This window comes from Nostoc sp. WHI (genome assembly GCF_015714725.1).
Lineage (GTDB): Bacteria > Cyanobacteriota > Cyanobacteriia > Cyanobacteriales > Nostocaceae > Nostoc.
In genome coordinates this window covers 17,255-32,963 of record NZ_WBKM01000053.1, presented here as the reverse complement: position 1 = coordinate 32,963, position 15,709 = coordinate 17,255, and the positions used below count along the sequence as shown (strand labels likewise).

The window sequence follows — 15,709 nt, the reverse complement described above, 5'->3', positions numbered from 1 at the left end:
TTGAAGTACCCAAATATCGTGTTGAAGTACCCAAACATCGTGTTGAAGTACCCAAACATCGTGTTGAAGTACCCAAACATCGTGTTGAAGTACCCAAACATCGTGTTGAAGTACCCAAACATCGTGTTGAAGTACCCAAACATCGTATTGAAGTACCCAAACATCGTATTGAAGTACCCAAACATCGTATTGAAGTACCCAAACATCGTATTGAAGTACCCAAATATCGTATTGAAGTACCTAAATAAGTATCTATGCAGAATTAATAACATATCATAAGGTCATTGCGAGACTTGCGACGCGATCGCAAAGTCTTGCAATTGCTTCTTTACGAGACACTATAGCAATCCTGAATCACTCGCTTCCCGTATTGCCTGCGAGTGTATCCTTGCCACTGCCGCCCACTAGGATATCATTGCCAGCGCCGCCAATCAGAGTATCGTTGCCAGCACCACCATTGAGCGTATCATTGCATAAATGACGGAGAGAAAAGGGCTTGCCCTTTTCTCCCCCTTAAATGATTATCATTCTTTAAATCAACCCGTCTCTTCTTTTTTTGGAATAATTTATTCTTTGGAACTCCCTGAAAAGTGGGGCTGTTAAGGAATTTTGCAAGAACTCTATTAAACGATAATATCGCTTGCCACTAGTAGTGGTGATCCTTCAAGCTTAATCTCGAAATTAGCCGCTAGATTACTATCAGTGTTACCTTGGAAAATACCTCCAGAATAACGGATTTGACCTGCTGCGGTGAATGCGCGAGTCCCAATGTAAGTGAAAGCTTGGTCGCCTCCTATAGTAGTGTTAGCGTCTATGTTAGATATATCGATTCTGTCACCGGGTAAGTTACCGTTTCCAACAAAGTCTTTGATAATATCTCGTGACAAACCAGGTTTACTATCTGAAACTGAAAAATACTGGAAAATATCGTTGCCAGCACCCCCAGTGAGCTCATCAGTGCCAACATCCCCAATGAGTTTATCATTGCCACCATAGCCATAGAGAGTATCGTTGCCACCATTGCCATAGAGGGAATCTGTGCCATCCCTCCCAGCGAGCAAATCGTTACCACCAACGCCGCCGATGATATCGTCGCCTATAAGGACATTACCGTAAAAACCGCCAACGATGATATCGTTGCCAGCACCTCCGAAGATATTATAGTTACTAAAAAAATCTTGCCCAATGATAATGTCGTCACCGTCAAATCCGTTGATGGTAACCAGAGTAAAGTAACTATAGCCGAAAGAGCGATTGTAGTCAATCAAAGTGTCAGGGCCATTCGTATTTATTCAATCGACTGATTTTAAATCAGACCTGAAGTGCTTTTAAAATGGGAGAATATAAAGAATCATTGGGAGGAATAAATCGTCATGACTGTGATAGTTGCTAAGTGGACGATTGACGAATATCACCGCATGATTGATGCTGGCATTTTAAGCGATCGCAAAGTTGAACTACTCAATGGAGAAATTGTCGAAATGTCGCCAGAAGGAGAACCCCATGCTTATAGTAGTGGTGAAGCTGGGGACTATCTAGCAAAGTTATTGGCTGGACGCGCCAAAATTCGTCAAGCTAAACCAATTACCTTACCCAACGACTCGGAACCAGAACCAGATATTGCCATTGTCCAACCTTTAGGACGCGAGTATCGACAGCATCATCCCTATGCAGAAAATATTTTCTGGTTGATTGAGTACGCTAACTCTAGTTTAGAAAAAGATTTAGAGACAAAAAGCAAAATCTACGCGCAAGCAGGTATCTCAGAATATTGGATTGTTAATTTAAAAAAGTTAAACCTAGTGGTATTTCGAGAAATCTTAGATGGAGAGTACGCGACAAAATTAACATTAACTGCGGGAACTATTCAACCGATTGCATTCCCAGATGTTTCTGTTGCGGTGGAACAAATTATTAATAGTTAAGAGAATTTGCTTTTTATCTCTTTGAATTACAATCTTATGTATAAAAGTATAAATGTACCATTCTAGCTAATGCGTTAATTACCTGAGAATTGCTGATATCTTAACTAAAACCCATTGCATTATAGTTCTCACACCAATCATCCAACCAAGCTCATTAAGCTGATTCAGTTTTGTTCTCATGCCATCAAAAAAATATTATTCGTGAGTACTTTAGAGACATAATTAGCAATATTATTCACTGCCATAATCAGCCTTAGCTGAGTATAGCTTTGGTGGGGATATCCTGGAGGTTTGAGATGATTATCCCAATTTTAAATATGCGTCTATTCCGAGAAAAAGAATGGTTATTTAGCTTGCTTGTAATATCTCTAGTTCTATGGCTGATATTTTTGGGAAACTCTCCTTTACGAGATTGGGATGAAGGTACTATTGCACAGGTTGCCCGTGAAATTTGGCGCGCTCCACTTGGTTCAATGCATTGGCTTTATCCCACCTTGGGAGGTGAACCTTATCATAATAAGCCCCCCCTGATGCACTTGCTAATTGCTTGGACTTACTCTGTCGGAGGCGTGAATGAGTGGACAACACGTTTACCGGGTGCATTGTTAACTGCCTGGGGAGTGCCTTTGCTTTACTTGGTGGGATGTTTGCTTTTTAACCAAAGTTTACCAGCTCTATTTTCTGCTTTAGTTTACTTGACAATGTTGCCTGTGGTGCGTCATGGACGGTTAGCAATGTTAGATGGTACAACTATTACCTTTTTCTTGCTGTTGTTATTTTGTCTTTTGAAGGCGCGTCAAAATCGAAGATATGCTCTAGGTGTGGGATTTTGTCTAGGGTTAATCACTCTAACTAAAGGGATGATAGTTTTGCCGCTAGGGGCGATCGCTTGTTTATTCCTCATTGCAGATCGGCAGTTTGCTTTGTTAACAAGTCCCTATTTATTAGGGGGAATGTTTTTAGGAAATGCACCTGCGATCGCTTGGTTTGCTGCTCAATGGCAACATTATGGTGAAAATTTCTTCCAAGTGAATTTTCAAGCACAAACCTTTGATCGCCTTACACAAGTTGTTGAAGGTCATAGTGGCCCTCCCTGGTACTATTTAATAGACTTAATTAAGTATAGTTTTCCTTGGCTATTATTTTTACCAGGAGGTTTTTATCTAGCTTGGAAAAAACGTCATACTAGTTGGGGTAGCCTAATTCTTATTGGCACAATTGTTTATTTAGTAACTATCTCTTTGATGAGAACTAAACTCCCGTGGTATGTTATGCCTGTATATCCATTTTTAGCTTTGGCAATTGGTGCTAAACTTAGCGAAATTTGGCAGTATGGTCATTTTATGGTGCGGAGTTTGACAATATTTATAGCTATTATTGCTATTGCTGGTTTAGGAGGTTGTGTTTATTTTATTCTTGCAAATAAGGAGCCTATTCTAATAGTAATGAGCATTGTTTTGGCAATAAGTATGTCTACCGCAGCATGGCTAATTAAACAACGCGATCGCAACTTTATTCCAGTGTTATTTTCTGGGATGTATTTAGTTTTAGCACTGTTAATGAGTTCGCAATCATGGATTTGGGAATTAAATGAAGCTTTCCCGGTTAAACCAGTAGCGGACTTAATTCGGGCAAATGTTTCACCAGGAACACAAATCTATACTTCTTTTGCTTATGGGCGTCCTAGTTTAGACTTTTACAGCGATTGCAAAGTAATTCCTGCAACTGTGCCAATTTTACAAAAAATGTTATCTAATAAATCTTATTTGCTGTTAGACAATGTGGCTTTACAGCAAATCAATTTAACTGGTAGTAAAATTGAAGGAACAGCTAAAGGATTTACACTGATTTCACCATAAATTAAATAATTCTAGCAAAACAAGGCGTTGCATAAATGCGGGATGATTTTATGGATTTTCCTTTGCGCCTTTACGCCTTTGCGTGAGACATTCATCCCTTAATTCAGCAACGCCCAAAACAAAAGTTTAATACCTGTGATAGTGTTACGAGCCTTCGTTTGTTGTAACAGCAGACTGACTAGATTGAGCTAGATAGACACCTACCAAAATTACGGCAAAAGTCACCCAGTCAAATAAACCTACCTGTTCTGAAAAAATGAACCAAGCAAAGATAGAGGCTAGGACTGGATTGAAGAGAAGGGTAACGGCGACGACACCTGACGAGAGTTTGCTGAGGCTATAGGTTACAAGTCCTTGCCCCAATACTTGGCAGAAGAGAGCTTGAAAAATGATCAAAAACCACCCCATCCAAGAATAGGGAAACAATCTCTCTTCGATGAATGGAAGCAGGGGCAACAAAAATATTGTACTGACTCCACAACGCCAGAGCATTATGGTTGCGGTAGTAAATCGGGTTTGGAGTTGTTCTATTAGCAGCAAATAGGTGGCGATGAAAATCGCAGTCAAAAATGCTAGCGCATCACCAAGTATTTGGCTATTGGCAAATTGCATCTTATGAACCTCAAAAGCGATCGCTCCTAAAAGCGCCATGACCATACCAATAATAAATCTGTTATCGAAGCGCCGACCAAATAACAGATACCCAGCCGCAGCAACGAATAAGGGATTTAAATTAGACAGTAAAGCAACGTTAGCAACGCTAGTTTGACTCAGCGACCAAGCCCACAACAAAAGGGAGATGGTTGAAGCAGTTCCCATTGCCAACAACAGCCACACATCCAGTTTTGTAAAAGGCTTCTGTTCTATAAGTTGATGATCAGATTGTTGGCGGCGCAAAACATCAAGTCCGTTCCACAGCCCAAAGACAACTGCGGCGATCCAACTGCGATGAAATCCTACGGCATTTGCACCAATTTCTTGTTCGGACAATTTTGTCAGAGATGGTGCTAAAGATATGGGAATTAGAGCAAAAAATAATGAGATAGAGCCTAGTAAAGCAGGTGTTTTGGAGAACTGCTGCTTTAGTAATGACAGTTTGATCGTCATACTTTTAACGAAAGTATTAACAATAGTTTTGACTGATTCCTGGAACGGATAATTAATGGCAGTTTGGCTAGATATGGCTAAGTATAAACCGATTAAAACTACAGAAAAACCCACTAAATTTAAAAAACTTAACTTTTCAGAAAATATTACCAGAGCGAAAATGCCGCTAAATACTGGCTCTAACAAATGCACTAAGGATACAACCACAGAGGAAAACTTGGCAAGGCTATAGGTCAAAAGTCCATGTCCGAAAACTTGGCAAATCAGGGCTAGAGAAATGACCCAAAGCCACCCATTGACTGTAGAGGGAAAAAGCTGATCTTGAGTAAATAAAAGTATGGGGAAGATGACTAAAGCTGCGATCGCACAGATCCATAACTGAATTATTACCGAGGTAAATTTGGTTCGCAATTTTTCTACTAAAAGCAGGTATATGCCCAAAAAAATTGCCGAAATGAGCGCAGCTAAACCTCCTTGAACTTCGCCAGTGCCGATTTGCAATTGCTCAAATTCAATAGCGATCGCTCCCCCAAGGGCGATCACCATCCCAATCAGGAATTGGCGATCAAAACAGTGACGAAATAATAGCCACATTCCTAAGCTAGTAAATATGGGGGCGAGATTATGTAAAACACCAGAGATAGCGACGCTAGTTTGAGTCAACGACCAAGCCAAGAAGACCAAAGTGCCAGCCCAAGAGATCCCAGCACTTAGCAATAGGCACAGATCCTGGCTAGTGTAAGCCTGCTGTTCTACAGGTTTGTCTAAGGAAAATCGCTGCCGTATTGCTTTGTATCCATACCAGAGCAAGAATACTACACTACCAAGCCAAAAGCGATTAAATACAGTCGCATTGGGGCTGAGTTCAGTTTCGCTCAATCTCATGAAAATAGAACCAAAAGATATGGCACTTACACCTACCAATAATGAAGTAAGCGCTATCTTCGTTTGATTGGATACATTCATTAGGAAGGTTAAATTCAACTTCTTACAAATAAAAATTAACTAATGGAGCGGCGTGAATAATTCAATGTTTGTAGTAAGGACTTTAGTCCTAATTTGAGGGCTGAAGCCCTCACTACAAACTCATCTCAAGATTTTTACATTACTTAATCTACTTTGATTTATTCTCACCTACTTACTTAATGGATCAAACCCACTAACCAACCCAATGCTCTTGGGCAAATCCTACAGCTATTTTGGCTAGTAATGTCATAAAGACGCCCAAAATTAAATATCCCTGACGAGGATGGCGAGACAATAGCACACCAATGGCTATATTCAGAGGCACAATACCATAGGCGAGACGGCTCAAGGAAATGATACCTCCAGAGGCTAGCAGTAAACAAATCCCGCAAAAGCCATAGATAACTGTAACTGGTGTCAGTTGGGTGCGTAAGCGCCACAACACATAGCCACCGCCCAAAACCATCACCAGGTTGAGCAAGTTATTGATCCATTGCTCACTCGCCAGGATCAACAAAAATAAGATTAAAGCATAAAAGCCATAGACTAATTTCACAAAGTTAAAATGTTGACGGAAATGCCATAAAAGATAGGCACTGGCAACAACCACGCCAAATAACAAGAGATACCAAGGGTCTTGAATCCCGCCAGAGGAGTTTTGAACCCAACCATATTGCCAATTCTTTGTGCCAACTGCAATTTGCATAAGCATATTTAACCAACCCTGCCAATCAAACCCAAGAGTTGGTCGCCATCCCCGTTGTGCTTCGATAAAAGCTAAAGGGTTGCCAAAATAAATTGCACAATACAAACTGAACAAAAGTACACCAATAGCGGTAGTAAGACCAGCAATATAGGCAACGGGGGGTCTGCGTTCTTTCCAGGCTGCGATCGCCAACGCCGGAATTAGTGCCATACCTGTGGGACGTGTTGCTGTCGCCATTGCGCCCCAAAGGGCAGTCCAGCCATATTGTTTTTGATCAAAAGCCCGCAAAGTTGCCGTACTCAAAAACAAATACAACCCCTCTGTATAAATCACCCCCGTAAACATGGATGATGGATACCAGGAAACCACAGCAGTTACCCACTGCGCTGCACTGATGCCATAATCCGCTTTGATCCAAAAGTACAAACAGTAAAGTGCTGCGAAAAATCCCAGGTTGTTTACTAAGATGCCTGCTAATTCAAACGGCAAGCCCAGCTTCATTAAAAGCCAGATGTGTAAGGGAAAAAGGGGAAAAAAGGCGAGATTATGTTGCTTGCCGTCATTCACAAATTCATAGCCAGAAATAGCGATCGCCCGATAATGTGTACTATCCCAGGCATCAAAAACCCCCCAGCCAAAGTGGGGCAAAAATTCTTTTGCTGATAACGGTAGCTTTGGTGCAACCAGCAACATAGCTGTCCAGATGAATATTCGGCTGGCAAGCCATATTGCTGCTGGAAACAGGAAATCATTTTTCCATAAAACTTTTTTTATAACTATCTGAACTTTGACCATAGGCTTGAGTGCTTTAACAAACTCCTTTATCCATCCTCTTATCTCTGAATGCAACACAGCAATTTATGAGTAAAATTTTGCATATCAAACACATCTAATCACCCCAAAAAAAAGAAAAACCTCACCCTGTCCTGGCGGACATCCCTCTCCTTACTAAGGAGAGGGAAAGATTTACCCTTGGGTAAAGCGAGGGTGAGGTTTTGATTTGTAGGTTGTAGGGTCAATTTATATAGGAAATTTTCGACTTGTGTGTATACGGTGGCTCTGTGTCAGTGTATTGATTATAGTGATTAGTCTTATTAAAGAGTCCTAAGCAATTTATAGTGGGAGTTGTTTCTAAATCCTTAAACAATTGTGAAAGCGATTACTCTTGTTGGTTCCACTGGTTCTATTGGTACTCAGACTCTAGATATTGTCACCCAGTACCCGGATCAGTTTCGGATTGTGGGATTAGCAGCTGGGCGAAATGTTGAAATGTTGGCTGCTCAAATTCGGCAGTTTCGACCCAAAATAGCAGCGATTTGCTCAGAAGAGAAATTGCCAGCACTCAAAGAAGCGATCAAAGACCTCGATCCCCAACCGATTCTCCTGGCTGGTGAAGCTGGAGTGATCGAAGTCGCCCGCTACGGCGATGCCCAAACGGTTGTGACTGGAATCGTGGGTTGTGCTGGCTTGCTACCGACGATCGCTGCAATTGAAGCTGGTAAAGATATCGCCCTAGCGAACAAAGAAACCCTGATTGCTGGCGCCCCTGTGGTTCTACCTCTAGTCGAAAAACACGGTGTAAAATTACTCCCAGCCGATTCCGAACATTCCGCAATATTTCAATGCCTCCAAGGTGTGCCCAAGGCTGGCTTACGGAAAATTTTGCTCACTGCGTCTGGTGGAGCTTTCCGAGACTGGGATGTAGAAAAGTTAGCAGATGTAACCGTTGCTGATGCCTTGAAGCATCCTAATTGGTCTATGGGGCGTAAAATCACTGTAGATTCTGCTACTTTGATGAATAAAGGACTGGAAGTAATTGAAGCTCACTTTTTATTTGGATTAGATTATGACAATATCGAAATTGTCATTCATCCCCAAAGCATTATTCACTCGCTAATAGAACTGCAAGATACTTCAGTTTTAGCTCAACTCGGTTGGCCGGATATGCGTTTACCTTTGCTGTATGCTCTATCTTGGCCCGATCGCATCTACACTGACTGGCAACGATTAGATTTAGTAAAAGCTGGAAATTTAACTTTCCGTGAACCAGATCATCAAAAGTATCCTTGTATGCAGTTGGCTTATGCTGTGGGTAAAGCTGGTGGTTCGATGCCAGCTGTGTTGAATGCCGCAAATGAACAAGCTGTGGCTTTATTTTTAGAAGAAAAAATTCGGTTTTTAGATATTCCCAGGTGTATCGAATCGGTGTGCGATCGCCATCAAAATGATAACTGTGCAAATCCCTCTTTAGATGATATTTTAGCAGCAGACAAATGGGCAAGACAAGAAGTTTTAATAGCGACTGAAAAGTTAGAAACTCACTCGCGGATAATTTCTCTGCGCTAATAACCTTCACTCAGATACCCAAAAGGCAGATTTTCTGGCTTTTAACCAATTCTTGTTTAGCCTTCAGCATTAGGCTGAAGGCTAACGGTTAAATTTATCAGTGGTAACTAACCTCTACAGTACATTTTAATGAATAAATAATGCATCACTGCTTAAATGCCTCAATGCTTGAAGACTATAAAATTTTACTCAGGCAGATGGGAGAAAAGTTTTATAAAATCAGTTAAAAGTCAAATATAGGACTCACATTTGATTTTTGAAAAAACTCCGTACAATTCAAAGAGCATTCTTTCCCTTTGCCTCTTGCCTCTTGCCTGCCTACACAGATAAGTTCAAAAATAAAATCGGATTGCTATATATACTTTGGTTAGGAAACATGAAATTATCTTTTAAAGATATTCAGTTTATTATTGAAGCGATTGATAACTTAATAAAAGTATATGAAGAACGCCTAAATAATGAAAATATAGATGAGGATGAGATATCGGATATTGGAAATGATTGTATGTTTTTAGAGACACTTCGTGTAGATTTTAAAAATAATTTAAAGAAACTTTTACCACAGAATCAAAATAGTTTGCAATCAGAGTTACTAAATTTATCTGCACAGGACTTAAAGCAATCTGTTCTGCAATTACCAATTAGTCAGCGTTTGGTTTTAGTGGATGCGATTACTGAATCAATTAGGCAAGAATTATCGCTTATTCAGAGGTAATTTCTGTAATATTGAAATTCTACATTATATATGCGATGCCTACGGCTGTAAACTACGCACTTTCCATCAACCTCAATAAATGCGTCAGTGCTAAGTTCTAAGCAGACAGGCTACGCCAACGCGATCGCACAGATTAACGAAGTCATCAACAAATTGATACAAAAATATTAAGAGAGAAAAATTTTTCAAGCAACTTAGTTGCCAAATTGCCAAATAAGTCGCCTGAAATCGAAATTATTGTCTTATTCTCGTGTAAAATATTTTTGGAGCGTTTACGCGAAAAAGCCCAGTTTTAGTTAATACTATTAATTGGGTATAATAGCTTTTTTGCCAATAATTGTTACCAAAAAAATTTACCCTTTCTGAATAGACACACTCTCAGACAAGGGCAATTATTAAGGAATTAATATATATGATTGCTATGCTGATTGTGGCTTGGATCGTCTTCATAATATTGTGGAAGTTACTGAAAACAACCGTGAGCAATGCCTTAACTATTGCCGCAATTCTTGTTTTATTAAATATCGGCTTTGGCATTACTCCACAAGATATATGGCACAAGGTAACGCAGTTTGCTCAAACTCTATCCCAGATCCAAAGTGGCAAATAGAAAATTAAAAATTATTATTTAATGCTGAAATTTTAGCAAACGCATCCTTAACACTCGCTGGCAACTGACGCATAATCTTACCTCTTTCCCGATCTAAAGCTACTAAAGTCACCTTGGCAGTGACGTACAATTGTTGTCCATCAGTTGAGACAATGGCATAATCCCAATTAATCCGCACACCAGTCACCTCAGCCATGCGCGTTTTTACTACTACTGCTATACCCAATCGAATTGAACTGTGATAACGCACCGACAGTTCTACAACTGGTAAATCGCAACCTATAGCGACTAAATCAGCAAATTCAATTCCGATAGATCGCAAACATTCAATCCGTGCTTCTTCCATCCAAGCTAAGTAAGAACCGTGCCAGACAATACCTGCGTAGTCCGTGTGGTGAGGTTGTACTCTGACAGGATATTCAAACCAATTCTCAAATTCATGATTTGATGGATTGTCAAGGGCGCTAGTTGGTGGTAATTTCGATTGACTGGGTTTTTCTTCTGACATTTTCAAGTTTCTCAGTACCTATAAATTTTCTCAATCATTAAATAGTATAAAAATTAATTGCGTTGCCCCACTTCTTGATTTAATATTTACATCTCCGAGTATAGGGAATGTTTTGTTATGCAGCCTAGTCTTCGGTATATTAGTGTTATGACTTTGACTTTACTTAGTTTACTAGGTTTTGGGATGACCTACCCAGACAATAACCAGGTAAGCACAAATGCAAAGTTGAGGTATGACTCTGGAGAAAAAGCTCAGGCTTCACCCAAGAACAATAGTCAATTAGAAATTGCAAGACTCAACGAAGAGGCTATCAAAGAATCTCGGCAAGGTCAGTATACAGAAGCGTTGCAGAGGTTACAAAAAGCATTAGCTATCACTAGAGAACATGGAGAGCGCTCTTGGGAAGCTATAACATTCAACAACATTGGCAGAATATACCAAAGTCAAAGAAAGTATTCCGAAGCACTTCAATCTTATCAGCAAGCCATATTAATTAACAAAGAACTTGGGGATCTCGTTCGACTTGGCAAAACCTACAGTAATATAGGTTACTTATTCGATATCCAAAACAAACCAGAGTTAGCAATTTTTTTCTACAAGCATTGCTTGATTAATCGTGAAAAAGCTCGCTTGAATCCATCAACACTAAGTACGCCACAACCAGATGCTTACAGCATCACTGTTAGTCAGACATATCGGATTTTGGGTGAACGGTTACTTAAACAGGAACGTGTTGCGGAAGCGCAACGGACAATGGATTTACTCAAAGTTGAAGAACTAGAAGAATATCTTCAGAATGTGTCAGGTAATCAACGTACTGCCAAAGGTATTAATATAGCGGCAATAGAAAAACCGATTAAACAAAAGTTGGATAAAACTCTGGATAATGCTGTTGTATTAGGTAAAGAACTAACAACACTACGTAAAATTTCTCCCGAAGAGCGATCGCTCCAACAGAAACAACGTATTGAGCAATTAGTGTTAACTCAGCAGCAACTCCTGGATGAATTTAACGAATTTATTGATAGTCCTCAAATCAAAGCACAGATAGACCAAATTAGCCGTACAGCTAGGCGGCAAAATTTGGATTTGGATAGTCTCAACGAACTTCGGGATAATTTGGCGCGACTACCTCAAAAATCTGCACTACTCTACCCACTAATTTTAAAAGATAGCTTGGAATTGGTACTGGTAACTCCTGATTCTCCACCAATTCATCGCACCGTTGCTGTAAAGCGCGAAAATCTGCATCAGACAATTGTTACTTTCCGTCAAGCTTTAATAAATCCCAGTCGAAATATCAAAACACCCGCACGCCAATTGTATAACTGGCTAATAAAACCGATAGAAAAAGACCTGAAGCTTTCAGGTACACAAACTCTGATTTACGCTCCAGATGATCAGTTACGCTACATTCCTTTAACTGCTTTATATGATGGCAAGCAATGGCTAGTGCAGCGCTTTAGTGTCAATCACATCACATCTGCTAGCCTGACTAACTTAAACACCCCAAAACAATCTACTTTGCGGGTTTTAGCAGCTGCCTTTACTAAAGGTAATTATCAAGTCAAAGTTGGTAATCGGCAGGTTGCTTTCGCTGGTTTGCCCTTTGCAATGCGGGAAGTGGAAAGTTTAGCCTCGATGGTTCCTGAAACTAAGAAACTTTTAGACAAGGCTTTTAGCCCCAGAGTCACTGTACCGCAAATGGATGATTATACAATTGTCCATTTAGCGACTCATGCAGCTTTTGTGGTAGGTAAACCTGAAGATTCGTTTATTTTATTTGGGAATGGCGATCGCGTTAACTTTAGAAATATCGCCTCTTGGTCACTACCTAATGTAGATTTGGTAGTGTTAAGTGCCTGTGAAACCGGCTTGGGAGGCAAGTTAGGTAACGGTGAGGAAATTTTGGGCTTTGGCTATCAAATGCAACAAACTGGCGCTAGAGCCGCGATCGCCTCGTTATGGTCTGTGGATGATGGTGGTACACAGGCACTAATGACTGCTTTTTATACTACACTATCCTCTAGGGGATTGATTAAAACAGAAGCCTTACGACAAGCTCAAATTTCATTAATTACCGGAAACTGGAAGGCAACAAATGACCAAACACCCGTAAAAGCAATTAGTAACTTTAGTCATCCGTATTATTGGGCACCCTTTATTTTGATTGGCAATGGGCTTTAAGTGTTGATCGCTTCTCACCTCTGCCCTACGGTGTACACACAAGTCCTAAAAACCAACTTGATAAGGCTTTCCTCGTTTTCCTCGTTCCTGGGCTGCCGCCTGGGAATGCCTTCATTGAGTCTCTGGCTCAATGTCTAACTGAAGGCGGCAGCCCCTAATCAGCCATTCCCACGCAGAGCATGGGAACGAGAGAATCGCGCTTTTTTCGACTTGTGTGTACACCGTAGCCACCTCTGCCAGAGGATGCCTTTTTTTAAGCTTGTGGCTGCTCTATAAATTGGAAGATTTGGTAATGGCGATCGCTATTACCAAAATTATAGGCAGAATGCATACAAAAAATATACGACAGGCCAGCCACGAACCAATCACTTAACGGTAATGAGCGATCATCACCAAGCCCCTATTACCAATTACCAACAATCAATTTGTAATTTGCGATCAACCTTTGGAACCCTAATACTTCTTGGCAAGAGTTTTAGAGCCTGTATCTACTTGCACAAACTGCTTAACAAGATTAGCTAGTTCGTCTAGTTGGCTAATTGCCTCCGCACCTTCTAGCTTCATTAATTCGCGGTCATCCCGCATTTCTGTCCAAGTAATTCCGTAATCGGACACTAAAAACCGAATCAGGTGATTATCACCCAAGCTAACCATAAATGACGCACTATTCATTTGGTTGCCACAGGTGTAGCAGGACGCAGGATATCCACGCCGCTCTAGTACAGTCGCCAAGGCTTGCAGGTTCATTACCAAGTCTTGAACGAATTGTTGATGTTGATGTGCCAGTCTCAGAAACACTTTTGCCCTCCAGACACCACAGTATATTTGAGTTTCTTTTATATTTTCTTTAGATTTTCTCGTCCACTGGTATTGTAGACTATTCATTACAATTCCCAGACAGATGATATTGAGTCGTTAATTCACTACCTTATTTAGGGTAGTGCATCAAGGTTTTGAGCGTTGTATCAAACTATTCAGTTTGCAAATTCAAAATATCGGACAGAATTTCTAAATTTAACTATATCTTTATACACTTCTGTCAGGGTCGATTCCTATATGAATCGAGCCGCCTTAAGAATAACTCAAATGCAGCCCTAGTCAACTACAGAAAAGCTGCATATTGCGTTCTTCTCAATTATGTTTAGCCAAATTCACTGCTGGTGAAGTCTTTAACATAATTTTGCTGCGTCATAGTACGTCTTGCTTAATTATTCCCTATATAAGCTTTGTAACGTAGATTTTGGTATGGACAGATGAACAAGTATACCAAGTAAATTCCTCCTGTACAGATAAAGTTAAATAGATCACAGTGCAAATTCGATATTAAGTAATTCTAGCATTATAGCTGCAAGTTTTTATACAATTTGCACGTAGTTAAGAGAAAAATTTGATTATAGAGTTAATAATTGAATAGACTCAAGGCTGACAATAACTAAACTCAGAGTAGCAATATTGCCATTTAGGCAATATTTTCAGATAAATATATTGAGATATCCTAGTAAAGTTGTATTAAGGCATAGACAATCTCATTTTAAGACGAAAGTAGCCAAGCGGAGAAACTCCTTGTGTATTCTCAAGGGTATAGCTGTTTGTTAAGGTAAAATCTGGGTAAATCTGCCAAGGGGTTTAGTTTATGAGCTTTTGTAAAAACTCAGCATTGCAGTAGCATCTCTAGTGTAGCCAGTATCTAAAGGCAAGACGGTATATTTTGATGAGTTCTGTTAATCAATAATATTTAAAATTTAAATAGTGCTTCTCTGGAAAGAGTCGTAAATAGCATCTTAAATAAATCAAAACTCTAAAAGCTAGAAAAACATGTATCTTAGTTGGATTTTGCCTAATTAAATCTATATATAATTTATTTCAATAATTTGTTTTTCTTGAATGATTATTTATTATATAAATTTGAAAAGTAATTTCTCCAGATATGGATTGCTTTGAATTACATAGGGTAAACCAACGTTTGAAAATTTTGTATATCTAGGACTTACGTACAAAAAATCCAACAAACCGCTTAAAAAATTAGCTCTTAAGATTCCCTATTTTTAGGGAGGATAAAGGTTCCAGGTTTTAGGGAACACCAGAAAATAAATTATTCCATCTTGTGGGATGGGCATCTTGCCATTGGTGTCAACTTAAGCTTAAATCCCTTTTAAACCTCGTTTCTAGCCTCTGGCTAGAAATGCTGCTCATCGCGGCTCTGCCGCAAGTCTTGAGGCGGAGCCTCCCGTTATGCATTCCCAGTCGGAGACTGGGAACGAGACAATCTCTAAAAGCATTATCTAGACTGGTTTTTACGTTAAGTTGACACCAATGGCATCTTGCCCGTCCTTGGTGATTAGCGGGCAAGATGCCCGCACCACAAGAAATTTTTGGATATTTTTTATTTGGAAGTCCCTTAAGTGCGTAAGTCCTGTATAAGTTGGGTTTCGCTCCGCTAAGTATTTACAAATTTATTGGATTTTATCAGAATACTTGCCACCAACCGAAAGCTGGGCCGATAAAACGGATAGTTGCCCATGCTACAACCATAACGCCAATACCTATCCAGGCACCGCGAGTAGTCCAAGTGACAAATAGTTCGGCTTGAGTTTTTGTGATGGGAACCCAAGGCAAGATCCGAGTCTCTTGACCGTATGTTTCCCCTAGTGAGGTTTTACGACGCTTTGCTTCACCCATAATCAGCAATTCAAATTCTACTTAGGTTCTAAATTTAGCTTGCCAGGAATCACATCTCTAACTATAAGCTGATAATAGTACTTGCTTTTAACCGATCGCAC

12 protein-coding genes and 2 pseudogenes are annotated in these 15,709 nt (G+C 40.0%); 7 read left to right on the top strand and 7 right to left on the bottom strand.

Features of this window, described 5'->3' with window-relative positions; genetic code table 11:
* A pseudogene (locus F8S12_RS05570) lies at positions 1 to 248 on the top strand (hypothetical protein); the annotation flags it as partial.
* 106 nt (positions 249 to 354) lie between these two features.
* Here F8S12_RS05570 and F8S12_RS05565 read toward each other — a convergent pair.
* Both F8S12_RS05565 and F8S12_RS05560 read right to left on the bottom strand, forming a co-directional pair.
* Positions 355 to 459, bottom strand: a pseudogene (locus F8S12_RS05565) (hypothetical protein); the annotation flags it as partial.
* Between the two features lie 164 nt (positions 460 to 623).
* Positions 624 to 1,268, bottom strand: a complete 645-nt coding sequence (locus F8S12_RS05560) for a calcium-binding protein (RefSeq protein WP_196515346.1) — start codon at positions 1,266 to 1,268, stop codon at positions 624 to 626.
* Between the two features lie 105 nt (positions 1,269 to 1,373).
* Here F8S12_RS05560 and F8S12_RS05555 point away from each other — a divergent pair, with 105 nt between their 5' ends.
* Positions 1,374 to 1,925: a Uma2 family endonuclease gene (locus F8S12_RS05555; protein WP_196515345.1), complete on the top strand. Its 552-nt coding sequence runs from the start codon at positions 1,374 to 1,376 to the stop codon at positions 1,923 to 1,925.
* 317 nt (positions 1,926 to 2,242) lie between these two features.
* Positions 2,243 to 3,784 carry an ArnT family glycosyltransferase gene (locus F8S12_RS05550; protein ID WP_196515351.1) on the top strand — a complete coding sequence of 514 codons (1,542 nt, stop codon included), beginning with the start codon at positions 2,243 to 2,245 and terminating at the stop codon, positions 3,782 to 3,784.
* Positions 3,785 to 3,928: 144 nt separating this feature from the next.
* On the opposite strand, the gene F8S12_RS05545 is transcribed toward F8S12_RS05550, so the two are convergent.
* Together F8S12_RS05545 and F8S12_RS05540 are read right to left on the bottom strand one after the other, a co-directional pair.
* On the bottom strand, positions 3,929 to 5,857 hold the full coding sequence (locus tag F8S12_RS05545; protein WP_196515344.1) for a DMT family transporter: 1,929 nt from the start codon (positions 5,855 to 5,857) through the stop codon (positions 3,929 to 3,931).
* Positions 5,858 to 6,050: 193 nt separating this feature from the next.
* Entirely contained in the window at positions 6,051 to 7,358 is a 1,308-nt protein-coding gene (locus F8S12_RS05540) for a hypothetical protein (protein ID WP_196515343.1), read from the bottom strand.
* 354 nt (positions 7,359 to 7,712) lie between these two features.
* Here F8S12_RS05540 and dxr point away from each other — a divergent pair, with 354 nt between their 5' ends.
* The 3 genes from dxr to F8S12_RS05525 all read left to right on the top strand — a co-directional run bounded on the left by dxr (position 7,713) and on the right by F8S12_RS05525 (position 10,234).
* The gene (dxr, locus tag F8S12_RS05535; RefSeq protein WP_196515342.1) at positions 7,713 to 8,909 is read left to right on the top strand and encodes a 1-deoxy-D-xylulose-5-phosphate reductoisomerase; all 1,197 of its coding nucleotides are present in this window, start codon (positions 7,713 to 7,715) and stop codon (positions 8,907 to 8,909) included.
* 376 nt (positions 8,910 to 9,285) lie between these two features.
* On the top strand, positions 9,286 to 9,624 hold the full coding sequence (locus tag F8S12_RS05530) for a hypothetical protein (protein WP_230967815.1): 339 nt from the start codon (positions 9,286 to 9,288) through the stop codon (positions 9,622 to 9,624).
* A 412-nt stretch (positions 9,625 to 10,036) separates the two neighbouring features.
* Entirely contained in the window at positions 10,037 to 10,234 is a 198-nt protein-coding gene (locus F8S12_RS05525) for a hypothetical protein (protein WP_196515340.1), read from the top strand.
* Between the two features lie 4 nt (positions 10,235 to 10,238).
* Here the strand turns inward: F8S12_RS05525 and F8S12_RS05520 are convergent, their stop codons facing one another.
* Entirely contained in the window at positions 10,239 to 10,742 is a 504-nt protein-coding gene (locus F8S12_RS05520; protein ID WP_196515339.1) for an acyl-CoA thioesterase, read from the bottom strand.
* A 117-nt stretch (positions 10,743 to 10,859) separates the two neighbouring features.
* Between F8S12_RS05520 and F8S12_RS05515 the strand changes: the two genes are divergently transcribed.
* Positions 10,860 to 12,929, top strand: a complete 2,070-nt coding sequence (locus F8S12_RS05515; protein WP_196515338.1) for a CHAT domain-containing protein — start codon at positions 10,860 to 10,862, stop codon at positions 12,927 to 12,929.
* A 453-nt stretch (positions 12,930 to 13,382) separates the two neighbouring features.
* On the opposite strand, the gene F8S12_RS05510 is transcribed toward F8S12_RS05515, so the two are convergent.
* Complete coding sequence (locus F8S12_RS05510) at positions 13,383 to 13,727, bottom strand: DUF1815 family protein (RefSeq protein ID WP_196515350.1); 345 nt, start codon at positions 13,725 to 13,727, stop codon at positions 13,383 to 13,385.
* Positions 13,728 to 15,395: 1,668 nt separating this feature from the next.
* The gene (locus tag F8S12_RS05505) at positions 15,396 to 15,608 is read right to left on the bottom strand and encodes a DUF2839 domain-containing protein (protein ID WP_196515337.1); all 213 of its coding nucleotides are present in this window, start codon (positions 15,606 to 15,608) and stop codon (positions 15,396 to 15,398) included.
* Between the last annotated feature and the right edge of the window lie 101 nt (positions 15,609 to 15,709).

Excerpts from the sequence above, each read along its gene's own strand:
- F8S12_RS05515 (WP_196515338.1), top strand. The coding sequence starts at position 10,860 with ATGCAGCCTAGTCTTCGGTATATTAGTGTTATGACTTTGACTTTACTT.
- F8S12_RS05520 (WP_196515339.1), bottom strand. The coding sequence starts at position 10,742 with ATGTCAGAAGAAAAACCCAGTCAATCGAAATTACCACCAACTAGCGCC.
- F8S12_RS05525 (WP_196515340.1), top strand. The coding sequence starts at position 10,037 with ATGATTGCTATGCTGATTGTGGCTTGGATCGTCTTCATAATATTGTGG.
- F8S12_RS05540 (WP_196515343.1), bottom strand. The coding sequence starts at position 7,358 with ATGGTCAAAGTTCAGATAGTTATAAAAAAAGTTTTATGGAAAAATGAT.
- F8S12_RS05550 (WP_196515351.1), top strand. The coding sequence starts at position 2,243 with ATGCGTCTATTCCGAGAAAAAGAATGGTTATTTAGCTTGCTTGTAATA.
- F8S12_RS05530 (WP_230967815.1), top strand. The coding sequence starts at position 9,286 with ATGAAATTATCTTTTAAAGATATTCAGTTTATTATTGAAGCGATTGAT.
- F8S12_RS05505 (WP_196515337.1), bottom strand. The coding sequence starts at position 15,608 with ATGGGTGAAGCAAAGCGTCGTAAAACCTCACTAGGGGAAACATACGGT.
- F8S12_RS05545 (WP_196515344.1), bottom strand. The coding sequence starts at position 5,857 with ATGAATGTATCCAATCAAACGAAGATAGCGCTTACTTCATTATTGGTA.
- F8S12_RS05555 (WP_196515345.1), top strand. The coding sequence starts at position 1,374 with ATGACTGTGATAGTTGCTAAGTGGACGATTGACGAATATCACCGCATG.